General features: G+C 68.8%; 23 protein-coding genes, 2 tRNA genes and 1 pseudogene. 10 read left to right on the top strand and 16 right to left on the bottom strand.

The features are described 5' to 3' along the window. Nucleotides 1-153: 153 nt before the first annotated feature. The gene (locus IE142_RS19820; RefSeq protein WP_191886985.1) at nt 154-639 is read right to left on the bottom strand and encodes an SSI family serine proteinase inhibitor; all 486 of its coding nucleotides are present in this window, start codon (nt 637-639) and stop codon (nt 154-156) included. Nucleotides 640-817: 178 nt separating this feature from the next. Here IE142_RS19820 and IE142_RS19815 point away from each other — a divergent pair. The 3 genes from IE142_RS19815 to IE142_RS19805 all read left to right on the top strand — a co-directional run bounded on the left by IE142_RS19815 (nt 818) and on the right by IE142_RS19805 (nt 1,760). Next, a tRNA-Ser gene (locus IE142_RS19815) sits at nt 818-908 on the top strand. A gap of 168 nt (nt 909-1,076) precedes the next feature. After that, nucleotides 1,077-1,149, top strand: a tRNA-Arg gene (locus tag IE142_RS19810). Nucleotides 1,150-1,343: 194 nt separating this feature from the next. Then, nucleotides 1,344-1,760, top strand: coding sequence for a DUF6234 family protein (locus tag IE142_RS19805; protein WP_059303023.1), 417 nt, complete (start codon nt 1,344-1,346; stop codon nt 1,758-1,760). On the opposite strand, the gene IE142_RS19800 is transcribed toward IE142_RS19805, so the two are convergent. The 7 genes from IE142_RS19800 to IE142_RS19770 form a co-directional block, all read right to left on the bottom strand. After that, on the bottom strand, nt 1,757-3,040 hold the full coding sequence (locus IE142_RS19800) for a site-specific integrase (protein ID WP_191886984.1): 1,284 nt from the start codon (nt 3,038-3,040) through the stop codon (nt 1,757-1,759). The two genes, IE142_RS19805 and IE142_RS19800, sit on opposite strands and share 4 nt — an antisense overlap. After that, nucleotides 3,040-3,222 (bottom strand): helix-turn-helix domain-containing protein, encoded by a 183-nt coding sequence (locus tag IE142_RS19795; protein ID WP_191886983.1) that lies wholly within the window; start codon nt 3,220-3,222, stop codon nt 3,040-3,042. Before IE142_RS19795 ends, IE142_RS19800 begins: the two co-directional genes overlap by 1 nt. Further along, nucleotides 3,219-4,709 carry a replication initiator gene (locus IE142_RS19790; protein ID WP_191886982.1) on the bottom strand — a complete coding sequence of 497 codons (1,491 nt, stop codon included), beginning with the start codon at nt 4,707-4,709 and terminating at the stop codon, nt 3,219-3,221. The genes IE142_RS19795 and IE142_RS19790 overlap by 4 nt, the downstream gene beginning before the upstream one ends. Before the next feature lie 156 nt (nt 4,710-4,865). After that, complete coding sequence (locus IE142_RS19785) at nt 4,866-5,594, bottom strand: DUF2637 domain-containing protein (protein WP_191886981.1); 729 nt, start codon at nt 5,592-5,594, stop codon at nt 4,866-4,868. 50 nt (nt 5,595-5,644) lie between these two features. Next, nucleotides 5,645-5,824 carry a hypothetical protein gene (locus tag IE142_RS19780; RefSeq protein ID WP_191886980.1) on the bottom strand — a complete coding sequence of 60 codons (180 nt, stop codon included), beginning with the start codon at nt 5,822-5,824 and terminating at the stop codon, nt 5,645-5,647. A 16-nt stretch (nt 5,825-5,840) separates the two neighbouring features. After that, the gene (locus tag IE142_RS19775; protein ID WP_229830698.1) at nt 5,841-7,259 is read right to left on the bottom strand and encodes a cell division protein FtsK; all 1,419 of its coding nucleotides are present in this window, start codon (nt 7,257-7,259) and stop codon (nt 5,841-5,843) included. 124 nt (nt 7,260-7,383) lie between these two features. Then, nucleotides 7,384-7,740 carry an SCO3933 family regulatory protein gene (locus IE142_RS19770; RefSeq protein ID WP_191886979.1) on the bottom strand — a complete coding sequence of 119 codons (357 nt, stop codon included), beginning with the start codon at nt 7,738-7,740 and terminating at the stop codon, nt 7,384-7,386. 170 nt (nt 7,741-7,910) lie between these two features. Here IE142_RS19770 and IE142_RS19765 point away from each other — a divergent pair, with 170 nt between their 5' ends. Then, complete coding sequence (locus IE142_RS19765) at nt 7,911-8,405, top strand: GntR family transcriptional regulator (RefSeq protein WP_191886978.1); 495 nt, start codon at nt 7,911-7,913, stop codon at nt 8,403-8,405. A 1,773-nt stretch (nt 8,406-10,178) separates the two neighbouring features. Here the strand turns inward: IE142_RS19765 and IE142_RS19760 are convergent. From IE142_RS19760 to IE142_RS19750, 3 genes are all read right to left on the bottom strand, one after another. Beyond that, on the bottom strand, nt 10,179-11,015 hold the full coding sequence (locus IE142_RS19760; RefSeq protein ID WP_191886977.1) for a protein kinase family protein: 837 nt from the start codon (nt 11,013-11,015) through the stop codon (nt 10,179-10,181). Between the two features lie 71 nt (nt 11,016-11,086). After that, the gene (locus IE142_RS19755; protein WP_191886976.1) at nt 11,087-11,530 is read right to left on the bottom strand and encodes a glycine-rich domain-containing protein; all 444 of its coding nucleotides are present in this window, start codon (nt 11,528-11,530) and stop codon (nt 11,087-11,089) included. A 244-nt stretch (nt 11,531-11,774) separates the two neighbouring features. Next, the gene (locus tag IE142_RS19750; protein ID WP_229830695.1) at nt 11,775-12,005 is read right to left on the bottom strand and encodes a hypothetical protein; all 231 of its coding nucleotides are present in this window, start codon (nt 12,003-12,005) and stop codon (nt 11,775-11,777) included. Between the two features lie 126 nt (nt 12,006-12,131). On the opposite strand from IE142_RS19750, the gene IE142_RS19745 reads away from it, so the two are divergent. After that, nucleotides 12,132-13,469 carry a helix-turn-helix domain-containing protein gene (locus IE142_RS19745; protein ID WP_191886974.1) on the top strand — a complete coding sequence of 446 codons (1,338 nt, stop codon included), beginning with the start codon at nt 12,132-12,134 and terminating at the stop codon, nt 13,467-13,469. On the opposite strand, the gene IE142_RS19740 is transcribed toward IE142_RS19745, so the two are convergent. The 4 genes from IE142_RS19740 to IE142_RS19730 form a co-directional block, all read right to left on the bottom strand. Further along, the gene (locus tag IE142_RS19740) at nt 13,447-13,980 is read right to left on the bottom strand and encodes an NUDIX hydrolase (protein ID WP_191886973.1); all 534 of its coding nucleotides are present in this window, start codon (nt 13,978-13,980) and stop codon (nt 13,447-13,449) included. The genes IE142_RS19745 and IE142_RS19740 overlap by 23 nt on opposite strands. Nucleotides 13,981-14,530: 550 nt before the next feature. Then, complete coding sequence (locus IE142_RS36800) at nt 14,531-14,884, bottom strand: hypothetical protein (protein ID WP_229830693.1); 354 nt, start codon at nt 14,882-14,884, stop codon at nt 14,531-14,533. Next, nucleotides 14,881-15,141: a hypothetical protein gene (locus IE142_RS36795; protein WP_229830691.1), complete on the bottom strand. Its 261-nt coding sequence runs from the start codon at nt 15,139-15,141 to the stop codon at nt 14,881-14,883. Before IE142_RS36795 ends, IE142_RS36800 begins: the two co-directional genes overlap by 4 nt. 913 nt (nt 15,142-16,054) lie before the next feature. Beyond that, nucleotides 16,055-17,362: a hypothetical protein gene (locus IE142_RS19730; RefSeq protein ID WP_229830689.1), complete on the bottom strand. Its 1,308-nt coding sequence runs from the start codon at nt 17,360-17,362 to the stop codon at nt 16,055-16,057. Nucleotides 17,363-17,637: 275 nt separating this feature from the next. On the opposite strand from IE142_RS19730, the gene IE142_RS19725 reads away from it, so the two are divergent. Then, nucleotides 17,638-19,122 (top strand): peptidoglycan D,D-transpeptidase FtsI family protein, encoded by a 1,485-nt coding sequence (locus IE142_RS19725; protein ID WP_191886972.1) that lies wholly within the window; start codon nt 17,638-17,640, stop codon nt 19,120-19,122. On the opposite strand, the gene IE142_RS19720 is transcribed toward IE142_RS19725, so the two are convergent. Further along, a complete protein-coding gene (locus tag IE142_RS19720) occupies nt 19,097-19,495 on the bottom strand; it encodes a winged helix-turn-helix transcriptional regulator (protein WP_191886971.1) in 399 nt (132 codons plus the stop codon). The two genes, IE142_RS19725 and IE142_RS19720, sit on opposite strands and share 26 nt — an antisense overlap. Nucleotides 19,496-19,587: 92 nt before the next feature. Here IE142_RS19720 and IE142_RS19715 point away from each other — a divergent pair, with 92 nt between their 5' ends. The 4 genes and pseudogenes from IE142_RS19715 to IE142_RS19700 all read left to right on the top strand — a co-directional run bounded on the left by IE142_RS19715 (nt 19,588) and on the right by IE142_RS19700 (nt 23,768). Beyond that, complete coding sequence (locus IE142_RS19715; RefSeq protein ID WP_191886970.1) at nt 19,588-20,472, top strand: DUF2797 domain-containing protein; 885 nt, start codon at nt 19,588-19,590, stop codon at nt 20,470-20,472. Between the two features lie 40 nt (nt 20,473-20,512). Beyond that, nucleotides 20,513-21,403: an amidohydrolase family protein gene (locus IE142_RS19710; protein WP_191886969.1), complete on the top strand. Its 891-nt coding sequence runs from the start codon at nt 20,513-20,515 to the stop codon at nt 21,401-21,403. 103 nt (nt 21,404-21,506) lie between these two features. Then, nucleotides 21,507-22,244 (top strand): response regulator transcription factor, encoded by a 738-nt coding sequence (locus tag IE142_RS19705; protein WP_191886968.1) that lies wholly within the window; start codon nt 21,507-21,509, stop codon nt 22,242-22,244. Then, nucleotides 22,241-23,768 (top strand): annotated as a pseudogene (locus tag IE142_RS19700) (HAMP domain-containing sensor histidine kinase). The gene IE142_RS19705 and the pseudogene IE142_RS19700 overlap by 4 nt, the downstream one beginning before the upstream one ends. Nucleotides 23,769-23,773 lie beyond the last annotated feature (5 nt).

Genomic DNA, 23,773 nt, shown 5'->3' with positions numbered 1-23,773 from the left:
TGCCAATCGGCCCGCAGCGTGTCACGCGAGCGAGTCTAAGGGTTGGGGCCCGGCGGGCGGCGCGGGACGGGACGGAGGTCGCACGCGGGACTGACGTAGAACGTGTGACCGAGGTCCCCGTGCGCCGCCCTCCCGGCCGGTCCCGGGTGCCGTCTACGACCGTCCCGGCGCCCCCACCTCGGGCAGCAGCGGCACCATGCGGTCCCAGCGGGAGATCTCGCAGCCGTCGCGGCGGTCGTACGTCACGTCGACCGGGCGGCCGGCCCAGGTGCCCGTGACGTGGGCGGTGGCCGGGCCGCCGTACTGCATGGTGCAGACGCTGCCCTCGGGGACCGGCGCGAAGGCGTCCTGCCCCCAGCGCGTGTCGCGCTCGACGACGGCGCAGGCGCCGGCCGGGTCGGGGTGGGTGCCGCCGACGGGGCCGCAGGACAGCTCGTACGTCCCGTCGGCGCCCGGGCCGGCGTCCCGGACGGTGATGGTCAGGTGGTCCGCGGCCGGTCCGCCCGGGGCGGCGGCCGCGGTGGGGAGGTGCGGGCCGGCGGCCGCGGCCGGGTGCGCGGCGGACAGGGCGAGGCTCGCGACGGACAGGGCGGCGGCGCCGAGGAGGCGCGCGGCGGGGAGGGGGGTGACCTGCAGCATGACCTGACTAACGCGCCGGTCCGCCGGACGTTGCGCGCCCGGCGCGGACCACGCCGTAAGCCTTTGCCCTGTGGCCCGCTCGCCTAGTACCGTAGGGGTCGATTGGTGACAGCGCGCTCAACTGTGTCATCATCGGCACGCACCGCTCGCGCTCGCACGCGAGACGGTGATGTTGTCTGGAGGCGTCGCCTAGTCCGGTCTATGGCGCCGCACTGCTAATGCGGTTTGGGGTTTACCCCCCATCGAGGGTTCAAATCCCTCCGCCTCCGCACCGATCACCGAAGCCCCGGCCCGCTAGGCCGGGGCTTCGGTGTTTTCGCAGGTCACAAGGGGTGTGGCCAATGGATTTCACATGACGGCGGCAGTCATGTAATGTTCTTCCTGTCGCCGCGAGCGGGCCGGAAGGAACGGGAGCGGCGGTAAAACTGAACAGACAAGCACTCGTAGCTTAACGGATAGAGCATCTGACTACGGATCAGAAGGTTGCAGGTTCGAATCCTGCCGAGTGCACAGCAGACCAGAGGCCCTGTGGAGTGATCCACAGGGCCTCTGGCTTTTGCCTTGACGGCAGTGTTTGACGGCAACCGCCTCACGGAGCGGGTGGGGAACCGGTTGGGCTCGGGTGAGTCGTGAGATCCACCCGATGCGGAGCTGAGTAGCCGTACTCATGCGCCAGCCTCGCAGAGGCGAGCATGGTGGCGAGTATGAACCTGCCCGCTGCCCCGCCGGCCTTCGATGCCACCACTGGCCCCGGACCGCGGCGCCGTGCGGACCGCGGTGCCGATATCGGGGCCGGGTGTGGTCTCGTGCTCCTGGAGCTGATCACCCTTGTGGTGATCTTCGGACTCTGGTTCTTATCCGGGTTCAACCTCGACCCAGCGAAGAGCGTCACGACCGACCCGTTGTGGAACTACCTGGCTGCTGCTGGCGGAGTCGGGCTCCTCGCCGTTGCGGCGGCCGCGATAGCGGCATGGGCCGGAGCCATCGTCACGGTTGTCTCCCAAGCCGTCATGGCCGCCTTGATCTGCATCGTTGTCTTCGGTGGCGTTGAGGTTCAGTCCCACCAAGAGCAGCGATGCCGCGACGTACCGTCAGCGGTGGGCTGCAAGGGGCACGGCTAGACGGCTGAGAGGGCTCCATTCGCGCCGTCGTCATCATCAGGCCCGTTGCCGTCGCCCCTCAGCGCATCCCCGACGCGGTCGAAGGCGGAGCGCTGGGAGTCGAGCCGGACGAAGGTGTAGATGTCCATCGTCACGCGGATCGAGCTGTGGCCCAGGACCTCCATGATCATGCGGGCGTCGGCGCCCTGTTCGTGGAGGAGGGACGCGCACGTGTGACGCAGGTCGTGAAACCGGACCTTACGGACGGCTGCACGGGCGCACAGGGCCTCGAAGGACCGGTTCAGGTTGCGCGGCTCGATCGGGGTCCCGTTCTTCGTGGTGAAGACGAGACCCTGACCCGTCCCCTTCCAGTTGGCAGCAGCGGCCTTCTTGTCAGCGATCTGCTGCGCGCGCTGGGCACGGAGCGCGGTCACGCACTCGGCCGGCAGCGCGACGCGGCGAGCCGAGCGCTGAGTCTTCGGCGCGACGATGAGCAGTTCGCCGCCGACCCGCTGTAGGGCCTGCCGCACGGTCAGGATGCCTTCGTGGAGATCCACGTCCGACCAGCGCAGCCCGAGCAGCTCACCGCGCCGCAGGCCGATGCGGACTGCCAGCTCGTACGCAGCCCACAACCGGTGGTCCCGGGCCGCCGTCAGGAGCTGACGCCCCTCCTTGGCTGTCAGCGGTTCTATCTCACGCTTGGTGCCCATGCTCAGCTCCACGTTCCGCGCGACGTTGCGGGGCAACTCGTCCTCCCGTACGGCGTGCTGGAGGGCAGCACGAAGGATCACCAGCAGGAAACGCACGGTCCGATCAGACGGCAGCTTCTTGCAGCACTTGCCGAGGGCGCAGCAGCGCCGCCTGTGCTCCGGCCGCTTCTTGTCCTTGCCCTGTGCACAGCACTGGCACGTGGCCGCCGTCTTGGTCAGGAAGGCCCGGATGTCGCGGGCGGTGAGCCGGACCAGCTTCTTCCTGCCGAACTCCGGGGTCACGTAGTTACGGACGAGGGATTCGTAGTTGACGTACGTAGTCCTGCGGACCTTGCCCTTGGCCACGTTCGCCAGCCAGTACGTCAGGTACTCGGCGATCGTCATCTTGTTGGTGGCCACCGGCAGGCCGTTGAGCGAGTCGGCCTTGAGCTTGGTCAGCTTCTCGTGCGCTTCGTCCCAGGTCTTGCCGTAGACGCTGCGTCGCTTGTACGTGCCGTCTGTCGTCAGTATGTACGCGCTGCCCTCCCACCGTCCGTCTTTGCGCTGGTAGATGGTGCCTTCGTTGTTGGCGTTCTTCTTCGGCTTGGCCATCAGGCGGCTTCCTGTTCGGTGCGGAGGGATACGTAGGAGTCCAAGGCGGCCTCGCTTATGCGGCGGCAACGGCCGATCTTGAAAGAGGAGAGTTCGCGCGAGCGGATCAGGTCGTGGACCTTCCAGCGGCTGATGCCGAGTCGTTCGGCGACCTGGTCCACGGTGAGCACGGCCGTCGTCATTCCGGCACCAGTCCTTCCTGCTTGATGCGCTGGGCGTGGGTGATGTCGTGGCGGACCTGGGCGGCGAGCAGTTCTTCGCCGGGGCGGTAGCCACTGGCGAGGTAGGTCCAGGAGGAGGTGGTGACGAGGGTGGTTTCGTCGGTGGCGGGGTGGCCGGCGCGGGCGCGGGCGGCTTCTGCCTGGGCGAGGCGCCAGGCGCGGCGTACGTCGCGGAGGGCGCCGAGGGTGGTGGAGTAGGCGCGGGATTTGCTGGAGAAGTGGCCGCGGAAGCCGAGCATGTGAGCCCACTTCCAGAGCTTGAGGTGGGCGAACTCCGGCAGGTGGCCGAGGTCCCAGGCGGTACGGATCATCTGCCGTACGTGCTGCTGGATGGGCAGGGCCTTGATGAGTTCGGCCTGTCCGGTGCCGTCGCAGTCGGTGCACCGGTCGTGGAAGTGGTCGGGGCCGCGTACGTAGCCGCGTCCGGCGCAGGGACGGCACATCAGGGTGCGGTCGACGGTGCCCGCGCCTTCTGCGTTCTTGGTGGCGTACTTGGCGACGTATCCGGCGACCTTGGCGTCTGTGTACTCGGCAACCCTGGCGTCGGTGAGTTCGCCGTCACCGAGGGCGGTGATGGGGTCGACCTTGAACCGGCGGCCCCAGGCGATGACGCGTTCGCCGATGGCGTCGGACTCGACGGTGAGCCGGGCGCGCTCGACGGCCAGGCCCACGGCGGCGCTCAGGGCGTCGAAGGTGGCCCAAGGCGGAGGTGGGGTGGTGTGGCCGTCGGGTCCGTCGAAGCGGATCACGGCGTGGAAGTGGACCAGGCCGCGCTTCTGGTACTCGGCGACCTTGGCGAAGGAGACACGCAGGGCGGCATTGAGCGCCTTCTGCGTCATGCCGAGGTGTTCGGCCAGGGCACGGCGCATGTAGGTGGTGAAGCGTGCCCAGAGCTGTCCGGCGTGGGCGTTCCAGAGCACGGCGCCGGTGTAGTCGTAGGTGGCCGGGTTGAGCGGGGTGCCGAGTTCGGGGGCGTCTTCGGTGTGGGTGTTGCCGCAGGCGCAGGCGCAGGGGCGTGGCTTGCCCGCGTCGGTGGTGAGGCGGTTGTGGACGGGGCCGAAGGAGGGGGCGGTGAGGGTGACGAAGGCGCGGGGGTGGTCGCGGACGGTTTCGGCGACGTTCTTGCCGCCGGACAGTCCGGCCTTGATGAGGTGGTAGGTGTCGGCGGCGTACACCCGTGAGCAGGCTGGGCAGCGGGAGGACCGGCGGTTGCCGCAGGTGGTGAGCAGGCGCCCGGACGGTTCGTCTTCGGATCGGTAGGAGCGGACCACTTCCTTGGTGGTCTGGTCGGTGGTGGTGGTCCAGCCGTGGAGGTTGACCGGGGTGGTGCAGCCACGCAGGTCGCGGAGCTGCTGCTGTACGCGGTCGAAGTCGTGGGTGTTGGCCAGTTCGATCAGGTCCCGCTGGCCGGGGCTGATGACGTGGCGCAGGTCGAGGGGGCGGCGCATGGGTAGCGAGGTCTCCCTTCTGGCGTGAGGGTGGGGCTTGCGGGCAGCAGTCGGCTGCTGGCGAAGGCGTCCGGGCTGCTGCCCGCAGACACGACGAGTCGGCCCAGGGCGTGGGCAGGGCGGGAGGTGCCGGGTAGGCCGGCGGAGGGGGCGGCCCTACAGGGCGGCGTGGAGGGCGGTGGCCATGGGCAGGCCGATGCCGAGTCGCCTCTTGAGCTGGGCCGCTGTGATGGGTTCGCCGTGCTCGGCGTGGTGGGTCGAGGCGATGGAGCGTGCTTCGGTGAGCAGCGGCTCAGGGACCTTGACCGCAGGCGCAGCCACGGCGGCCACAGGTGTGACAGGGGCCGGTACGGCGGCCGGGGTGACTGGTTCCGGCGTGACGGGCGGCGCGGGCGCCGGGGCGGGTGCCGGATCGTCGACGACCGGGGTGGGCTGTTGTGCCGGTTGCGTGTCCGCAGTCGGGGCCGGGGCGGTTTCGTCGGCGGTCACCGCGTGGAAGGAGCGGAGGAGCTGCGGGCCGACCGTGCCCCAGTCGAGGAGGAGCAGGGGCGCCACGGCATCGACGGCGGCGCGGCCGTAGTGGCCGGCGGCGAGGGGTTCAGCGATGTTGAGGGCCAGGGTCAGCAGGCCGGAGACGTGCATGAGGCGGGTGGCCGCCTTCATTCGCTCGGGCGGGACACCGCGCAGGGACAGGTAGCGCAGGGCGACCAGGAGCCCGACCACGGACAGGTCGACCATGGGGGCGATCAGGGGTGCGATGGGCGCGGGGACGCCCAGGCGCAGGGCGAGGGCCCAGACGTTGCCGAAGGAGAAGACGAAGGCCAGCAGGGCGATGATGACCATGACCACGGTCACGATGCGCTGGGTAATCCGGTCCTCAGACAAGGGGGAGTTCACCTCCTTTCACAGATAGATGGGCGTGGGTCACCAGGTGGTCAGCGCCTTCGGCTGACGATCACGGCCGCGTTGGGGCCGAGGTAGGTTTCGAGTAGTCGACGGTCCTTGCCGTCGCCGATCCAGTAGGCGGCGGTGCCGATTTCTGACACGTCCTCCCAGCGCTGTTCGCGGGCGGCTTGCCGCATGGCGCGAACGGCCTTACGGGTACGGGGGCGCATGTGTCCTCCTGCGAGTTCAGGCCGCCAGCGGCGCCATAGAGTCGTCGTCGGGGTCGGTCTTGGTGAGGTCGAGGCCGGGGAGCTGGGCGGTGAGGAGGTCGGCCGGGTCGGCGGTGAGGTGGGCGGTGCGGGCGGCGATGTGGGCGGAGTCGTCTTCGGTGACGTACGGGGTGCGCAGGCGGGTGAATCCTTTCTGCCCGTTGGTCTTCATGACCGCGACGCCGACGTAGGCGGGTTCCTGCAACAGGGTCGGGCTGGCGTCGGGCCAGTCGCGGATGTCGTCGCCGAGGGCGGCCACGGCGGCGTCAGTGGTCTTCTGCGCGAAGGACAGGCCGACCGGGCACACGTCGCGGATGAAGGTGGGGATCGCGTCGCCCGTGCTCTTCTGCGTGGCGAGGATGACGAGGATGCCCACAGAGCGGCCCATCTTCACCAGCTCCTCCACCAGCCGGGCGTTCTGCGCGGCCAGCGCGGCGAGCTGCTTGGTCTCCTTGTCGGAGCCCTTGTGGTCGCGGAAGTAGGTGTGTGCCTCATCGATGATCAGGACCACCCAGGGCCAGGCGACGGACGGACCGCCGTGCCACATGTCCTTGCGGCCGAGCACGGTCTTGATCGACGTGGACCGGGCGCGGCGCAGCCGTACGAGCTTGCGGAACAGGGCGTTGGCTTCCCTCAGGTCAGCCCCGGCGAAGGCGAACAGGCGGTCCATGAGGTCGGCGTAGTCGCCTTCGTGGGCGGCCATCACCTTGCCGTCCGCCACCGCGATCTGCACCGCCGGGGAGGGCGCGCAGTCGCAGATGAAGCGGTTGATGAGTGAGGTCTTCCCGAAGCCGGGCAGGCCGGCCACGGTGACGCCGGGGACTTCCGCCAGGTCGACGCTGACCGCCTGGGCGTACTCGTCCACTCCCAGGCCCCAGGTCGCCAGCTTCTCCAGCACCTTGCCGGACGGGGCGTGGGAGGTCTTGGTGATTAGCGGGTCAACGCGCACTCCTCGGATGAGGACGTGGCCGGGCTTGTCCTGGGAGACGGACACTCGCGTGCACCGCCAGGCGTCCGCGATGTAGGGCGCGGCCTTCTGGAACTCCTCCAGGCCCACCTTTGGAAGGCAACCGGCCCGCACGACCACGCCGAACTGGTCGGGCTTCACCTTGAGAGTCGGCGTCAACACGCGGGGCTTGGGCGGCTTGCCGTCCGTGGTGGACAGCGAGGCCATCGCGCTCGGGGTCTTGTCCGTCACGGACAGGCCCGCCATGGCGGCGAACCGCTTCCATCCCCAGCGCACCCGTACGGCTTGCCGGATGCTGTCCCGCATCATCGAGTCGGCCAGCAGGTAGCGGGCTACCCACACCAGCCCCCACACGGCGAGGGCGGCCAGGCCGACGCCGACCAGGACCGGGGCGTAGCCCAGCCCCTCGTTCACGTCGTTCAGGGTCACTTCGCTTCCTTCCTTCAGTTCCGGATTGCGGTCAGGTGGTGCGGGTGGGCCCCGTGCTCCCGCACCGCCGCGACGCGCTCATGTCGTCGCGGCAGGTGCGGGAAGGACGGGTGTGCGGTGTCGGTCACGCCGTTTCGGTGTCAGTGGCCGGGGTGGCCAGGGACAGGCGGTCGGCGCGGTAGGCGATGCCGTCCGAGAGCGAGCCGTTGAAGATCCGGGCCCACGGGGTGGCGAACAGCTCCACCGGCATCACCGGCATGCCCGGCTTGAGGCCGTTGGGGAGACCGGTCTCCGGAACGGTGACCTTCAGCGCCTCGGCGCGGTCCTCCTCCATGAAGAAGAGGGTGATCGTGTAGAGCTTCGCGCCGGTCTCGCGGTCGGTGGCGAACTGGGTCTTCTCGGCGTCCGCGTACTTCGGGACCGGCGGGGTGCCGACCATGAACGCGGCGGTCGGGAGGAGGCCAACACGGATACGGGCCATGGGTGTTACGTCCCTTCGGTAGGTGCTCCGCCGGGTGGCGGGCGTGATCAATAGAAACTCGCTCACCTAGCAATGTCAAGCGACCGATGCTAGCTAGGTGGAACAGGTCGTGAGTGTGCACTTGTCAGAGGCGTGTGCTAGGGCTGCTAGATCTCGCTACCCTGATAGCTATGACGCCTGCCAGTTCGCCGAAGCACGACCGCCGGCCGCCCTATCAGCACGCAGCCGACGAGCTTCGGCGTGAGATCAAGGCGGGCCGGTACAAGCCGGGTGACCAGCTCCCTCCCTACCGGGAGCTGCAAGAGCGCTTCGGCGTCGCCAACATGACTGCCCGCGCGGCCCTGAACGTCCTCCGCGATGAAGGGCTCATCTACACCATCCAGGGCCGCGGTAGCTTCGTCGCCGACTACGAGGGCAAGGGCGGCGTCGACTACACCCCGCCCGCTTGGTACTTGGCGAACAGAGCCGAACCTGGCGGCGATGAGGCAGGCAATCTCACCATTGGGAAGGGGAAGCCCGGCAGTCCCGAGGCTTCCGAACGCACCCTTGCCGACATGCTCACCCTGTTGCGCGATGAAATCCGAGCACTCAGCGCGGAGCATCAGGAACTACGCCGGGAAGTCGAGGCACTGAAGAAGGCACAGCGGCCAGGCCCGGGTTCCTGAGCCCGGCAACCTCCTGCCGCATCTGCCTTGCCTCACGGCTGAGCCTCGCCACCATGGCAGTCATTTCCTGAATCAGCGCGGACGCCTCCGCCGCCTCCCGGCTGTGAATGCTGACCAGCTTCCTTTCCGCGTCGTCTATCTGCTCGGTCATGTCTCCCCGTTCGCTGCCGTGCTGTCGTTCCTTGTCCCGTTCAGCCAACCGACGAGGGCTTGCCCGAAGGCGCGCCCAGCGGCCATCCGCAGCCGGATCAGGGCTTGCCCGTTCTGCTTGGCAAGCCGCCATTGCGGTTGCTGAGTCAGGTCTACAGGCCGAACCGGACAGGCAGGTGACGCCCGGCCTTGTCCTCCCGCCGGACGGGAAGGAACGGGAAGGAACCCTTCTTCCGGGCCCGTGCTGCGGAACGCAGGAGCAGCTTCCTGGGGCACGCGGACAAAGCGAACCGAGCATCCCGAGCCCGCCACCGTCCTTTTGGCGTGGACCCCCGGGCAGTCCGCCCCATCTTTCGCGCCGCTCAAAGCGCACCTCCCTTCGTTCGCCGAGGACCACCAATGGTCCGGAGAATCGCCGGTTTGGGTAACCGGCGATCGTCGGCTATGTTGCGCCGCCCCGTTTCGAACGGCGCCCGTAGAGGTTGGTTTCTCGGGTCGTGTGTGACACCGATTCCTTGTGACGTCGCTCACTACCCTCACCTCTCGTTTGCGCCACCAGATCACCGAAGGCGGATGCAGCCGAGCGGTCGGCGCCAACTGCCTTCACCTGCTACAGGTCGGAAATCGAGCCTCGGTGTGACGCTCACCCTCGTCTTTCGCATGTGACCCCCGTCACTATCTGTCGCGACTTGCAGTGCCAGCTCATCAGTCGCCCCCGACCAGACCGCCGACCACGGAGGGGCGACCACGCTCACGGACGCATAACGAAGGCACCGGCTTTTCCACAGGTCTAACCCTGGACCGGCCAGCCTGTGGATAGATTTCGCCGACCACCGGAACGAATAGGCAAAAAGAAGGCCATAAGTATCCGAAGTGGCTCCGAAGTGGTGAGTCGATAGGGAGGCGCGGACACGCATGGCCGCCGACGCGCCAGGCCCGACGAGGCGGGAGCTGTTCAGAGTTTCTTTACTGGATCAAGGCGGCCCGCCTACGGCGGGCCGCGCGCGCTGGCGGCCACGGGCCGCCGCCGCTCCTTGTCTCCGCCACCGCTGCACCGGCCCCCACCCACTCAGCGCGCAGCACAGCCAAGGCGGACAACCCGACCACAAAGCAACCCGACCAGACCGACCACCAGGACTAGGCCGACCCCGACCACACCAGACCACGCCGCCCGGCCGGCCCACGCTTCGCAGCCGACGGAAGTCATGGCCGCAGGCACACCCATGCGTCAGGCGTCCGCATCGACCACGCTCAGCCCGGTAGGGAGTCCAGGGCCGTGACGAAGAGAAGTAGCGTGGTCGGGGTCAGTCCGGGGTTACTGGAAACACACGTGGCAAGTGCTCGTTCGGCAGTCTCGCCGTCGTGGCTGACTTTCGGTGGCTCAGGTCAGAACCGCGCGCCTGTCGGCCAAGCCGCAACTCTCGTCCTCCACAACTCGATAACAGAGAGCCGGGGTTGCGACCGCACCCGTATCTGAGCACGCCGATCACCCCGGTACCATCGGCACCGGGGTCCTGATCAGGGCTTCCGTGACCGGACCACCCGGGATGCTGTCCAGGCTGAGGGGTGGTCCGGTCTCTTGTTGTGGCCCGCTTGGCGACGCCTGTTGTCGGGGACTCGTGATCAGCTCATGGCCTTGCCCACCTCGTAGATGGTGGGGCGATCCCCGGGAGCATGGCTGAGCATCGCGTCGATCAGCTCACCGAGTTGACCGGGCGCCTTTACGGAGCGGCGATTCCCCTTCGCCACTGCCTCCCGTTGAACAGGACGTGGAGCATCGTCCGGGTACTCGACCGCTCGCCAGCCGGTAGCGGAGATGAGGAGAGAGGCGCCCAGTGCGTAGATGTCGGCTTCCTGGGTTGGTTCGGCGGTCCCGGTAGCGAGGACGCTCTGAGCGATCTCCGGAGCCTCGTAGTGGACGAGGCAGCCGCGGAACGGGAAGTCGTACCCGCTGGGCACTTGACCGCCGTGGGCAAGGGCGAGGTCGATGAGGTGTGTTCGATCCGGCCCGATGATGAAATGAGCGGGCTGTACATCACCGTGCGCCCAGCCCGCCGCGTGGAGCTCGGCCAGCGCTTCGACGCAACTCAGCGCCACACTGACGTGCGGTGTGATGGTCGAGCCGGCGGAACGACAGGGTTCCCACAACCGGTGCAGATCCGGACCTTCATGCCACGGCTGGAAGTTCCACGTTCCCTGCTCCCACTCGCCGTAGGCCACGTCTGCGGAGCCCAGGCGGTGCAAGATGGCGCCCTCACGGGCCGGAGCGAGCGCGGTCCAGGGCTGGGCAGGCCAGTCGGCCGTGGCCTCGATCGGATACCCGAGTTTCACGGCGTACCGGCCTCGATGGCTCTCGACTTCCCAGACCGTTGAGCCGCGACGGTTGAGGACCATGCGCTGAGCCGTGGGCATGAGCGCATGCAGCACCACGATCGGGAGTTCAGGGGTTGAGCCGGACAACGTCTCTTCTCCTTCCTGTCGCGAACGCGGCCGACCTCGAACAGGGTCGGCCGCGTCGCGTGAGCCGATGGCTATGCCTGGCCGTACGGGCGCCCGCAGTCGGAGTCGCACTGGGCGAGATTCTCGCCGTTCACGGTCCAGAGGTCATCGAAGACCATGAATCCGGCGGCCTTCATGGCGCGCGCCGAGGCAGCGACCATTTCCGGGTCGCGGGCGCCCCCACCCGGCTTCGGGTTGTGGTGCAGGAAGCGGCCGGCGTACTTCTCGCACAGCTCGGCGTACTCCTTCGTGTGCAGGATGAGCGCGTGCAGGCCGAGGTCCACGTCGTCCGACGGAACCATGGGCACCGTGGCGGTGGCTGCGGTGACGAGGAAGGCCACGGCCTGGTCCGCGATCCGCTCGGCACGCTCGGGGGACTGGCCGTTGTGCGCGACCACGAAGTGGCCGAGGCTCTCGAACAGTTCCTCACCAGCCACCGCGCGACCGGTCTTCTGATCGTTCGCCGTTGTCGTCATGTGCGATCTCCTTCTGTGAGGCGGTGCATGGCAGATGGCTCCCGTCCCAGCCGCGACTTCACATCACTGACGATCCGGGAGGGGGTGTGGAGGCCGGCCCGAGCGGGGTGGGGAGCCGGGATTGGCACCCGTTCGGACCGGCCGGCCTACTTGCCGATGGCGAGAGTCATGCCGATCACCAGCCCGCACGATCCGCTGATGCCGATGATGAATAGGACTCCGGCGTACCGGCCGATGGCGCGCATCACAGCCCGACCCGACTGTTGCCGTTCCGCACGGCCAGGCGAACGCTCAGTTCCTCTCGTGCACTGAGCGCTACGACCTGGTCCGGCATCGCATCCCACTCGGCGCCGCCACGGACCGGCCGCATCTGCACACGGCCACCAATCTGGTCCATGACCACGCCGATACGTCGCCTGGCGTTGTCCCTGGCCAGGTCACCGATGGCTGGTCTGGTCTGCTGGTTGCTCGCCATGCACAGGAGCATCGCGATTGGGGGTGCGGTCCTAAAAGGCCCGGCTGATTACCCAACTTGGGTAACATCGCGGCTAGTAGAGAATCCGCGACGTTGCGTAGCCCTCGCAGTGTGGGAGCTTGCCCAATGCCCGACGCCGACCGGCCGCAGGAACTGCCTGCCAGGCTGCTCACCGATCCCGAGATGATCAACGCATGCCGGTTACGCGACTTCGCGAGGGTCTTCCGGCTGGTGAAGACAAAAGCGGGTATCTACCCGTCGATGATCGCGAGACGCTGCGAACTGACGCCCAGCCGCGTTGGCGAGGTGATCGCTGGACGCCGGCACTTGCTGCACATGGACGTCATCGAGCGCATCGCGGACGGTTTACGCATTCCAGGTCATATGCTGGGTCTTGCACGCCGGTCGTGGGAGACGCCCCAGGCACTCGTCGTGACCGAGCGCGAGGCACAGCAGCCGTCGGAGCCAGAGGAGACGCCGTCATCGCTGCCAGGCCCCGACGTGGACAGCATCTTGGCTGTGGCCACCCGGACAAGCCTCAGCCCGGCGACCCTAGAAGCGTTCCGGTCCTCCATCGAGGACTACTGGCGCCGGGACAACCAACATGGTGGGGAGCCTTTGAGGCCAGCCATTGTGGGCCAGTTGCGGCACGTGGTCGAGCTGTTGAAGGAGGACCGACCACCGTCTATCCAACACGGCCTGTATGGCATCGCAGCCGAGCTTGCCCGCCTCACCGGCTGGACCTACTTCGACGCCCGGCAGTACAACCAGGCCCGCGCGTACTTCACAGAGGCCCTGCACCTGGCCAAGGAGATCGACGACCGGCAGTTCATGGCCAACGTCCTCGCCTGCATGAGCTTGCAGGCGACCTACCAGGACAAACCCGCGGACTCCCTTGCCCTCGTGACCGCCGCGCAGGACCAGGCCCGCTCTGCCATCGGCACCACCCCACGGGTCCTCTCCATGCTGTCCATGCGCGAGGCGTTCGCCCATGCCACCCTCGGCAGCCAGGCCCGAACTCACGAGGCGATCAAGGAAGCCCATCGGCAGTTCGAACGCATCGGGCAGGACGACCCCGATCCCGCGTGGGTGTCCTACTTCGATGAGCCGAAGCTCATCGTGGATACGGGGATCGCCCACGGACGCCTGGGCGAGGCAGCCACTGCGGAGCCTCTGATCGCGGACGCCCTTCGTCGCGAGGACCACAGCAACCAGCGCGGCCGAGCGTTTCACGCGTTCTGGCTGGCGCGTACACAGCTGGACCAAGGGAAGCTCGACCAGGCATGCCACACCGCCACTCAGGCCCTACAGCCCGCCTCAGCGGTGGCCTCCGAGCGGGTGTCCGGCCACCTGAAAGAGTTCTACGACCAGTTGGCCCCGCACAGGCAGGAGCCCGTAGCCCTCGCCTTTGAAGCGCGGCTACGGGAGGCTCTTCCCTTGGTCAGCGGATCGACTCGTCCATGAGCAAGTACAGGAGGCCGACGAGGGAACCGCTACTCACGACCTCCCGGCGGTCGATCATGGCCCGCACCTTTGAGAGTGGAATCCACTCGACCCGGTCGGACTCGTTCTTCTCCGTGGGTGGCCCGGCGTAGGTCGCGCCGTCCATGCGGAAGACGTGATGCTGCGAGTCGGTGATCCCGTTGGCCGGTTCGGCGTAGATCAGCGGCTTGACCGGGCCAGGGCGCCAGCCCGTCTCCTCCAGGACTTCGCGAACCGACGCTTCCTCCGGCGTCTCGCCTTCCTCGACCAAGCCCATGGGCAACTCCCAGGCCCACGAATCGGTGATGAAGCGATGCCGCCACATCATCAGGACCTCTCGGCGATCGTTGACCACGGCAGCCACGGCCAGGTGCCGGAGCCGAACGACGTGATACTCCCACCTGCGCCCATCAGGCTGCTGGACGTCGACCAGACACAGATTCACCCACTTGTTGGTGTAGATCTGCCGCTCGCCATGGGTCTGCCACTGCATGAATGCCGCCCCTCTCACGCGATGCACCAAGCATCTCAGACCGAGCCGGAGTCAGGTCCATGATTAGGGTCAGAGTGACGAGATCGACTGTGTGTGCATGTTCAGAAGCCACGGAGTGCCCCCGCTGCGACGACGTCACATCCCCGCAGCCCCGCAGGGTTGGCGACAATCCCCGGGGGGTCACGGCGGCACGCAGGTGCGCGTGAGGAGAGGCGCAAGGTACTGATTCGGTCAGCGGTCGGATAGTTTCCGTGTTCGGTATGAGGTTACAATCCACCCGCCGGCGGCGAGGATGAGGATCGAAACCGGGGCGATGAGGGAACCGCGCTTGGCGCCAAAAAGTAATGCGTCGGGTGTTGCCAGGAATGCGATGAGCCCGATCCATGCAAGAGAAATGAGTGCGAGGAATCCGCAAATGCGTTGCACGGTGACCAATTTATGACTCCTCTTCTTGTTTGGTGAGAGTCGCATTGGCGCTCCTCGTCGCGCCGCAGCTCCGACGCGGGAAGTGATCCGCGTCGGAGCTGTTGTGTTCCTTGGGGCTGTGTCCCTACCTTACGAGGCCGTCGAGTACGACTTCGACCTCTTCGATGGTGGCACCGTTCTGAGCGGTCGTGAAGTGTCGCGGAGCGTTCGCCGTGGAGAGACTCTTGGCCTCTGTCGGGGCCTCCGGGAGTATCTGCGTCTCGATGGGGTTGCCCGATGCATCGAGGGCAGGCTTTCCGTTGGAATCCGACACGGCCATGGTGTCTGGCATCGATCCTGCCGGTGCCACGTTGTCGTCGTTGACTCCAGGGGGCGCCTCGGTCGGTGCCGGCGGCGCCGCGAACGACGTGTCAGGCAGCAGGTGGGATCCGGACCACATCATGACATCCCAGCCGTACCACGCGTTGCCGTCCTTCATGCCGGCGAGGTTGCCGAGGCGTAGTACCCGGAACCGCACGCGCCGCCTGCGGGAGCGGTACTGGTGATGCGCATCGTGGATGCTGGTTCGGTGTTGAAGTACCACTGGTCGGTCCGATCGCAGATGAGCCAGGAACCGTCACCCTGGGCATCGACGTACCACTTGTAGATGATGAAGCCTTCTGCGAGCCACCCGGAGTTGCGTTCCCAGGGGAGAATACAGTCGGACGGGATGGCGCTGAGTTCGGCTTGGGACATCGAGTCGCCGCGGAAATATCCTCCGCCGGTTGAACCGTGTGACGTCTCGGACCGGTTCATGACGCATCGCGACGAATCGGCGTTCGACCACACGAGGTCCGCGTAGTAGACGTAGTGCGCGTTCGCTGCCGTACTGGAGGCCAGGGTTATCCCAAGGGCCGCGAATAAGGCCAGCAGGCTTCTGTGGACTGCGCGTCTCAACAGTGTTCCCTTCGTATCTGTTTTTTCGGCGCTAGCCCCCCGTGAGGGAGTGGCTGCGAAGGGTGCTCGATGAGCCTAGGTCAGTTGTGCGAGAACGCAATGCCGATGGTGCATCGGGGCTTATTATCGATGCCCTGGAGGGGTGGCGTGGCGGCAGTAGTTTCGCTCTTGACCTTGGGATACGGTGAGCGAACCCAGGCTGGTAGGGGTGTGGTTCCAGCGAGCCCATGTCGAAATATCTTCCTCGGAATTTCCGTATGCTGGAATGATTCGAGGTGGAATATGTCTCTCCAATTGTGACCACCGGCCTGGTTCGTCGTGAGGCGGTTCCGCAGGTGGAGTGGCAGATTGATCACCGCGTCCAGCTCCCCTTCGGGCGTCGCTGTGCGTGAGCAGATCGAGAGAGGGGGTCTCCCCTTGAGTGGCGGTGCCACCGTTCAGCGCTGACGGCAACCCTGACGGCAACGACGGCACACAGAGGCCGTTGATCACGACCACCAGCGATCAGCCGGAGGGAAGGTGGAGCCACCGCCCAACGGCCCGCCCGATCCTACGGATCAGAAGGTTGCAGGTTCGAATCCTGCCGAGTGCACATGAGACAGAGGCCCCGGATGAATCCGGGGCCTCTGTCGTTGTCTTGTCGTCGTCTTCGCAAGGCGTGACGAGTCCGCCCGGACCGGGCGGGCAGCGGCTCGGTCCGGGCGGTTTGGCGTCAGGCGTTGTCCGCGGCCTTGCGGCGGCGCATGAACAGGACCGTGCCGGCGCCGAGTGCCACGGCCGCGGCGCTCGCGATGCCGAGCGGAGCCAGCGCGGGGGACGTGCCGGTCCGGGCGAGGGTGCCGCCGGTGTCGGTGGCCGACGTCCGCACCGTCTGCACCGTCTGCTTAGAGGTGCCGCCCTGCGGCGAGGTCCCGGTGCCCGTGCCCGTGCCCGCGGTGTCCGGTCGCTTGTCGTCGTCCTCGCCGGGCTTGCCGGGGTCGGCCTCGTCCACCGTGCCGGGGTCGCTGTCCGCGGGCAGGAGTTCGAAGTCGTAGCGGTTCATCGGGCCCAGGACGCACGGCTTGTACGCGTCGGAGGCGTCGGCGGCGAACAGGGCGAAAGCGTCGGCGGCCCCGGCGCCGGAGGCGACCTTCATCCGCAGCTTCACGTCGCTGTGCTCGCCGGGCTTCATGGTGTCGATGCGGGCGATGTGCTCGGGTTGGTCGCCGTCCAGGGCGTTCCAGCCGGAGCCGTTGGACCACTTCACCTCCAGCGAGCCCTTCGCACCGCTGGGCTCACCGTCCACGTGCACGAAGGCCAAGGGGTCGACGCTCAGCGTGCGCTCGGACCCGTTGGTCACGCGCAGGGTGAAGTCGACGGTGGTCCCGGCGACGACCTCGGACGGCAACCCCACCGCGAGCGCGGTCAGTCCGTCCTCGCGGACGCATTCCTTCGCGGTGCCGAGCGCCTCCTCGGCGGCTTCCTCGGCCTCGAGCGCCTTGTCGACAGCCGTCTTGAGCTTCCCGTACTCGCGCACCGCCGCCACCCTGGCGTCGTCCAGCGCGGTCTGAGCCTCCTCGGCGGTGGCGTCGGCCTCCTGCTTGGCCTCGGTCGCCTCCGCCAGATCGGCCTCGGCGGCTTCGAGGGCCTGCTGCGCCTCGGCCTTCTCGGCGTCCGTGGCGGCCGCCTCGACCGCCGCCTCGGCGTCCTTGACGGCCTTCTCGGCGGCGGCCTCGGCGTCGGCCGCGTCCTCGGCGGCCTTGTTCGCGGTGATCGTGGCCGCCCTGAGCGGGTGGGTGTCGGAGTCCAGCGCCGCCAGGGTGGCCTCGAGCGTCTTCCTCCCCTCCTTCTCGGCGGCGAGGGCGTCCTCGTACTCCTTCTTCGCGTCCGCGGCGGCCTTCTCCAACTCCGCGTAAGTCGGCTGGTTCTGGGTCTGTGCCGTGGGCGTCCCGGCGGCGAACACCGGAGCGGCGGTGAACAGTGCGACGGGTGTGGCCACCGCGACGGCGGCGGCCACGGACAGGGAACGACGGAACTTCACAAACGGCCCTTCCTGGGCGGAGAACGGGGCGGAGAACGTGGGGGCGGGCCGCCGAAAGTGCGCGGGCCGGCCTGAATGTGTGATGAGTTTATGATCAACAGGCGCTGCCGCGCCGGGCAATATCGGGCACAGGTCTGTCGCAGACGCGTCCCGAGGCCCCACCGCACGGTGAAGGCGGCCCGTGACTGTGTCTAGGGTGTGCCCATGTTGCGACGACGCGTCTCCATATCCGACAGGCCGACCGTCACCCGGCCGAGCCTCGACGGAGGCATCCGGTGAACAAGCCGCTGAGGGCCGTGGCGATCTTCTGCGGGCTGCTGGTGCTCGGCCTGCTGATCCGCGCGAACTGGCTGCAGTACGTCCGGGCTCCGGAGCTCGCCTCCGACACCAAGAACCGGCGGGTGCAGATCGAGCAGTTCTCCACCCCGCGCGGCGACATCATCGTCGGTGGACGGGCCGTCACGGGCTCCACCGAGACCGAGGGCGACCTCAAGTACAAGCGCACCTACGCCAACGGGCCGATGTACGCGCCTGTGACGGGATACGCGTCACAGGCCCAGGGCATGACGCTGCTGGAGAAGACCTACGACGGCATCCTGACGGGCAAGGACGACCGACTGGCGTTCCAGCGGTTCGCCGACATCGTCAGCGGCGAGGGCCGGAGGGCCGGCTCGGTCGTCACCACCATCGACCCGAAGGCGCAGAAGGCCGCCTGGGACGGGCTGACCGACCTGAAGGGCGCGCGGGGAGCCGTGGTCGCCCTCGACCCCCGGACGGGTAAGGTGCTGGCGCTGGTCTCCGCGCCCTCCTACGACCCGTCGACGTTCTCGGGCGGCACCTTCAAGGAGTCGGACCGCTTCGTCGCGCTGGGCAAGGAGAAGGGCAAGCCGCTCGCCAACCGCGCGCTGCGCGAGACCTACCCGCCGGGCTCCACCTTCAAGATCCTCACCGCGGCCGCCGCGCTGGAGCACGGGGCGGTCACCGACATCGACGCACGCACGGACGCCGAGTCGCCGTACCAGCTGCCGCAGTCGACCAACAAGATCGGCAGTGAGGCCGGTGACGCGGTCTGCGACAAGGCCTCGATGAAGGTCGCGATGCAGCACTCCTGCAACAACGTCTTCCTGGACGCCGCCGCCGAGCTGGGCCAGGACAAGATGCGCGAGACGGCCGAGAAGTTCGGCTTCAACGAGGACGTCTACTCCGACGACTTCGGTGACCTGCTCGCCACCAAGAGCCTCTACCCCGAGGACCTCGACAAGCCGGGCACCGCGCTCACCGGCATGGGCCAGGGCAGCCTCACCAGCACGCCGATGCAGATGGCCATGGTCACCGCCGCCCTGGCCAACGACGGCAAGCTGATGCAGCCCTACATCGTCGACGAGGTGAAGGGACCGGACCTCGGCACGCTGGAGAAGGCCGAACCCGCGGTGATGAGCGAGGCCGTCTCCGCCGAGACCGCGCAGAAGGTCCAGCAGATGATGGAGTTCACCGCCAAGGAGGGCAGCGCCAAGCGCGCCCTGATCGACGGCATCACGGTCGGCGGCAAGACCGGTACCGCGCAGCGCGGTGTCGACGTGGACGACGAGGTGCCCTACGGCTGGTTCGTCTCCTACGGCAAGAAGGACGACGGGTCCTCCGTCGCCGTCGCCGTCTTCATCGACCCGACCGACATGGACATCTCCCGTGCGGACATCTCCGGTGGCCGGCTCGGCGCGCCCATCGCCCGCGACGTCATGAAGGCGGTCCTCCAGCAGTGACGCGGTGCGCGGTGGCGGGCCGGCCGGCGTCGTACGCCTCGCGGGCCCGTTCCACCGCCGCCACCCGCCGTTCCGTCCACCGCGCGAGGGCCCGGACCTGTTCGGCGGCCTCCCGGCCGAGGTCGGTGAGGGAGTAGTCCACGCGGGGCGGGATCACGGGCTTGGCGTCCCGGTGGACCAGGCCGTCCCGCTCCAGGGTCCGCAGGGTCTGCGCCAGCATCTTCTCGCTGACCGAGCCGATCTCCCGGCGCAGTTCGCTGAAGCGGTGGGGGCGGTCCAGCAGGGCGATCAGGGCCAGGGTGCCCCAGCGGCTGGTGACGTGCTCCATGACCAGGCGCTCCGGGCACGTCGCGTCGCTTCCCATCATGCTCATACCGTACGTCGAGGCGGGCACTGTCTTCTGGACAGTGCCCGCCTCGACGTCGTCGGCGGGCGTTGTCAGTGGCGCCCTCTACCCTCGGCGGGGTGGCACAGGCATGGAGGTGCTCGGGGCTGCGGTGGGCTGCGGACGGTCCCGTGCTGACGTGGGTCGGGGGCCGGCGCAGTGCGCTGGTCCGGGGCAGGAGGGTGGCCTTCGGGGTCGCCGAGGGAGGCGTGCGGACATGCGTGGGGGCACGGAGGCACGCGTGCCCGGCGCGGGCCGGCGTGTCGGGGCGCAGCACGGGGGCGCGGTGCGAGGAGTGCGCGCGGCTGGACCGGGCGCACTCCGTGGCCGCCGACACGATCGCGGACGATCCGCGGCCGTACCGGGTCTACCTGGCGTGGTTCGGGCCGGGCCTCGTCAAGGTCGGGATCACCGCGTACGAGCGGGGGGCCGCCCGGCTGCTGGAGCAGGGCGCCGTCTGCTTCAGCTGGCTGGGCCACGGGCCCCTGATGGCCGCTCGGCGGACGGAGGAGCTGCTGCGGGCCGCGCTGGGGGTGCCCGACCGCGTTCCCTACGCGCAGAAGCGTGCGGTACGGGCCGGGCTGCCCGGGTCGGTGCGGGAGCGGGCGGCCGAGATCACGGAGCTGCACGCGCGGGCGGTGGCGCTCGGCGGCTGGCCGGAGTCGTTGACGCCGGCTCCGTTCCGTGGCGCGGACCACGCGGGGGTGTTCGGGCTGGAAGGGGGTGAGGACGGTGGTCCGGTCGCCGTGGGGGAGGTGACCGAGCTGGTGGCGGGCGGCGCGGTCGGGGGTGAGCTGGTGGCGGTCGCCGGTCCCGACCTGCATCTGGCGACGGAGCGGGGGGTGGTCGTGCTCGACACGCGGCTGATGACCGGGTGGGATCTGGTGTCGGCCGAGGGTGAGCCGTGCGCCGTTCCCTTGCGGGCGTTCGAGGGGGCCGCCGGAGTGCAGGACGGTCTGTTCTGACCCCTTGTTCCCGGGGTGCGCCGGGCGCGATCGTGGCCGCATGAGTGATCACGAGGCCGAACAGGTCCGCCGGTTCCGGGAGGCGCTCGGGCTGCCCGGACTGGTCGACGTGCACACGCACTTCATGCCCGAGCGCGTGCTGCGCAAGGTGTGGGGCTACTTCGACTCCCTCGGGCCGCTGACCGGCGGCGTCGAGTGGCCGATCACCTACCGCAAGGCGGAGGAGCAGCGCACGGCACTGTTGCGGGAGTTCGGCGTACGGGCCTTCACCGCCATGCTGTACCCGCACAAGGCGGGCATGGCCCGGTGGCTGAACGGCTGGGCGGTGGAATTCGCCCGTCGGACCCCCGACTGCCTGCACACCTCCACTCTCTTCCCGGAGCCGGGAGTGGAGGCGTACGTCCGTGAGGCGGTCGAGGCGGGGGCACGGGTCTTCAAGGCACACGTCCAGGTCGGGGCGTACGACCCGGCCGACGAGCTGCTCGACGGCGCGTGGGGGCTGCTCGCCGAGGCGGGGGTGCCGGTCGTGATCCACTGCGGGTCCGGGCCGGCGCCCGGCAAGCACACCGGGCCCGAGCCGATCGCACGTGTGCTGGCCCGCCATCCCCGGCTGCGGCTGGTCGCCGCCCACATGGGGATGCCCGAGTACGAGGACTTCCTGGACCTCGCCGAGCGCTACGCGGAGGTGCGGCTGGACACGACGATGGCGTTCACCGACTTCAGCGAGCGGCTCGCCCCCTTCCCCCGGCGGGCGCTGCCACGGCTGACCGGTCTGGGCGACCGCATCCTCCTCGGTTCGGACTTCCCCAACATCCCCTACCCGTACCTGCACCAGCTGCGTGCGCTGGAACGCCTGGAGCTCGGCGACGCGTGGCTGCGAAGCGTGTGCCACGACAACGGGGCGCGGCTGTTCGGGCTGCCGACGCGCTGACGGCGACCGTCCGAACGGTCCCTGAGGGACTCCTGTGCGTTTCTCAGGAAAATCACAGCTCGGCGAAAGGGTGCTCTCAGAGCGCCCCGACATGGTGTCCGGTATGACCACGACCTCGCCCCAGGGGCGCACCGAACTGCTGAGGCCGGACGGGAGCCCCGTCCGGGTGCTTGTAGTGGACGACGAGCTGTCCATCACCGAGCTGCTGTCCATGGCCCTGCGCTACGAGGGCTGGCAGATCCGCAGCGCCGGGGACGGGCACGGCGCCGTCCAGGCCGCCCGCGAGTTCCGGCCCGACGCCGTCGTACTGGACATGATGCTGCCGGACATGGACGGGCTGAGCGCGCTGGGGCGGCTGCGCCGCGACCTGCCGGACGTGCCGGTGCTGTTCCTGACCGCCAAGGACGCGGTCGAGGACCGCATCGCCGGGCTGACCGCCGGCGGGGACGACTACGTCACCAAGCCCTTCAGCCTGGAGGAGGTCGTCGCCCGGCTGCGCGGACTGATCCGCCGCTCCGGCGCCGCCGACCGGCGCTCCGACTCCGTCCTGGTCGTGGGCGACCTCACCCTCGACGAGGACAGCCACGAGGTCACGCGCGGCGGCGACGGCATCCACCTCACCGCCACCGAGTTCGAGCTGCTGCGGTTCCTGATGCGCAATCCGCGCCGCGTGCTGAGCAAGGCGCAGATCCTGGACCGCGTGTGGTCGTACGACTTCGGCGGGCAGGCGAACGTCGTCGAGCTGTACATCTCCTACCTGCGCCGGAAGATCGACGCCGGACGCGAGCCGATGATCCACACCCGGCGGGGCGCCGGCTACCTGATCAAGCCCGCGGCGTGAGCGGACGGCGACGGCCGCGGACCCTGCGGACGCGGCTCGTCGTCGCGTCCGTGGCCCTGATCGCGGTGGTGTGCGCGGTGATCGGCACGGTGACGACGGTGGCGCTGCGGTCGCACCTGTACGAGCAGTTGGACGGGCAGGTGCACGAGGTCGCGATGCGGGTGTCCGGCTTCGGGCCGCCGGGCGGGCCGGGCGGCGGGGGCCCGCAGCGGATGGACCTCGACGAGTTCGTCACCCGCGGGCCGCAGTCGCGCGGCACGATCGTCGCCGAGGTGCGGGACGGCACCGTCGTCGACGCCAAGTACGGCATACAGGACGACGACAGCACCAACTTCAGCGGCACCACGCCGGTCGCCCTCACCGAGGCGGAACGCGCCGCGCTGGCCACCGCCCCCCCGGGACGGGGGCACGCACACCGTCGAGATCGGCGACCTCGGCGACTACCGCGTGCAGTACAAGGACGGCTACTACGCCGCCGTACCGACCTCCGAGGTCACCGGCACCATCGGCACCCTGATCATCGTCGAGGCCAGCGTCACCGCCGCCGGCCTCGTCGCCGCCGGCCTCGCCGGGGCCGTCATCGTCGGCGTCGCCACCCGCCCCCTGCGCAAGGTCGCCGCCACCGCCACCCGCGTCTCCGAACTCCCCCTGCACGCGGGCGAGGTGAACCTGGACGAACGCGTCCCGGAGTCGGAGTGCGACCCGCACACCGAGGTCGGCCGGGTCGGCTCGGCGCTCAACCGGATGCTCAACCACGTGCACGGGGCGCTGCACGCCCGTCAGGAGAGCGAGACCCGGGTTCGGCAGTTCGTCGCCGACGCCAGCCACGAACTGCGCACGCCGCTCGCCTCCATCCGCGGGTACGCCGAACTCACCCGCAGGGGCCGGGAACGGGTCGGCCCCGACACCCGGCACGCGCTGGGCCGCATCGAGTCCGAGGCCGGGCGGATGACCCTGCTGGTCGAGGACCTGCTCCTGCTCGCTCGCCTGGACGCCGGACGGCCGCTGCAGTTCGCGCAGACCGACCTCGTACCGCTCGTCGTGGACACCGTAAGCGACGCCCGCGCGGCCGGGCTCGACCACAACTGGCGCCTCGACCTGCCCGACGAACCGGCGATCGTCTCGGCGGACGCCGCCCGGCTCCAGCAGGTGCTGGTCAACCTGCTGGCCAACGCCCGCAACCACACCCCGCCCGGCTCCACCGTCACGGCGCGCGTCCGCCGCAACGGGGCGTGGTTGTGCGTGGACGTGGAGGACAACGGGCAGGGCGTCCCGCCCGAGTTGCTGCCGCACGTCTTCGAACGGTTCGCGCGCGGCGACTCGGCGCGGTCCCGCGCCACCGGTTCGACGGGCCTCGGGCTCGCCATCGTGCAGGCCGTGGCGACCGCGCACGGTGGAGCCGTGACCGTCGACAGCGTGCCCGGACGGACGGTCTTCACCCTGCACCTGCCCGTCCAGGAGAGCCCGCCCGGGCACTCACAGGCACAGCACAGCGTCACCACACGGGTGCGACAGGGGAGTTGAGAAGG

It is taken from the genome of Streptomyces mutabilis, assembly GCF_014649815.1.
GTDB classification, from domain to species: Bacteria; Actinomycetota; Actinomycetes; order Streptomycetales; family Streptomycetaceae; genus Streptomyces; species Streptomyces mutabilis.
The sequence above is the reverse complement of the archived record's forward strand: the minus strand, read 5'-3'. Positions and strand labels throughout refer to the sequence as shown.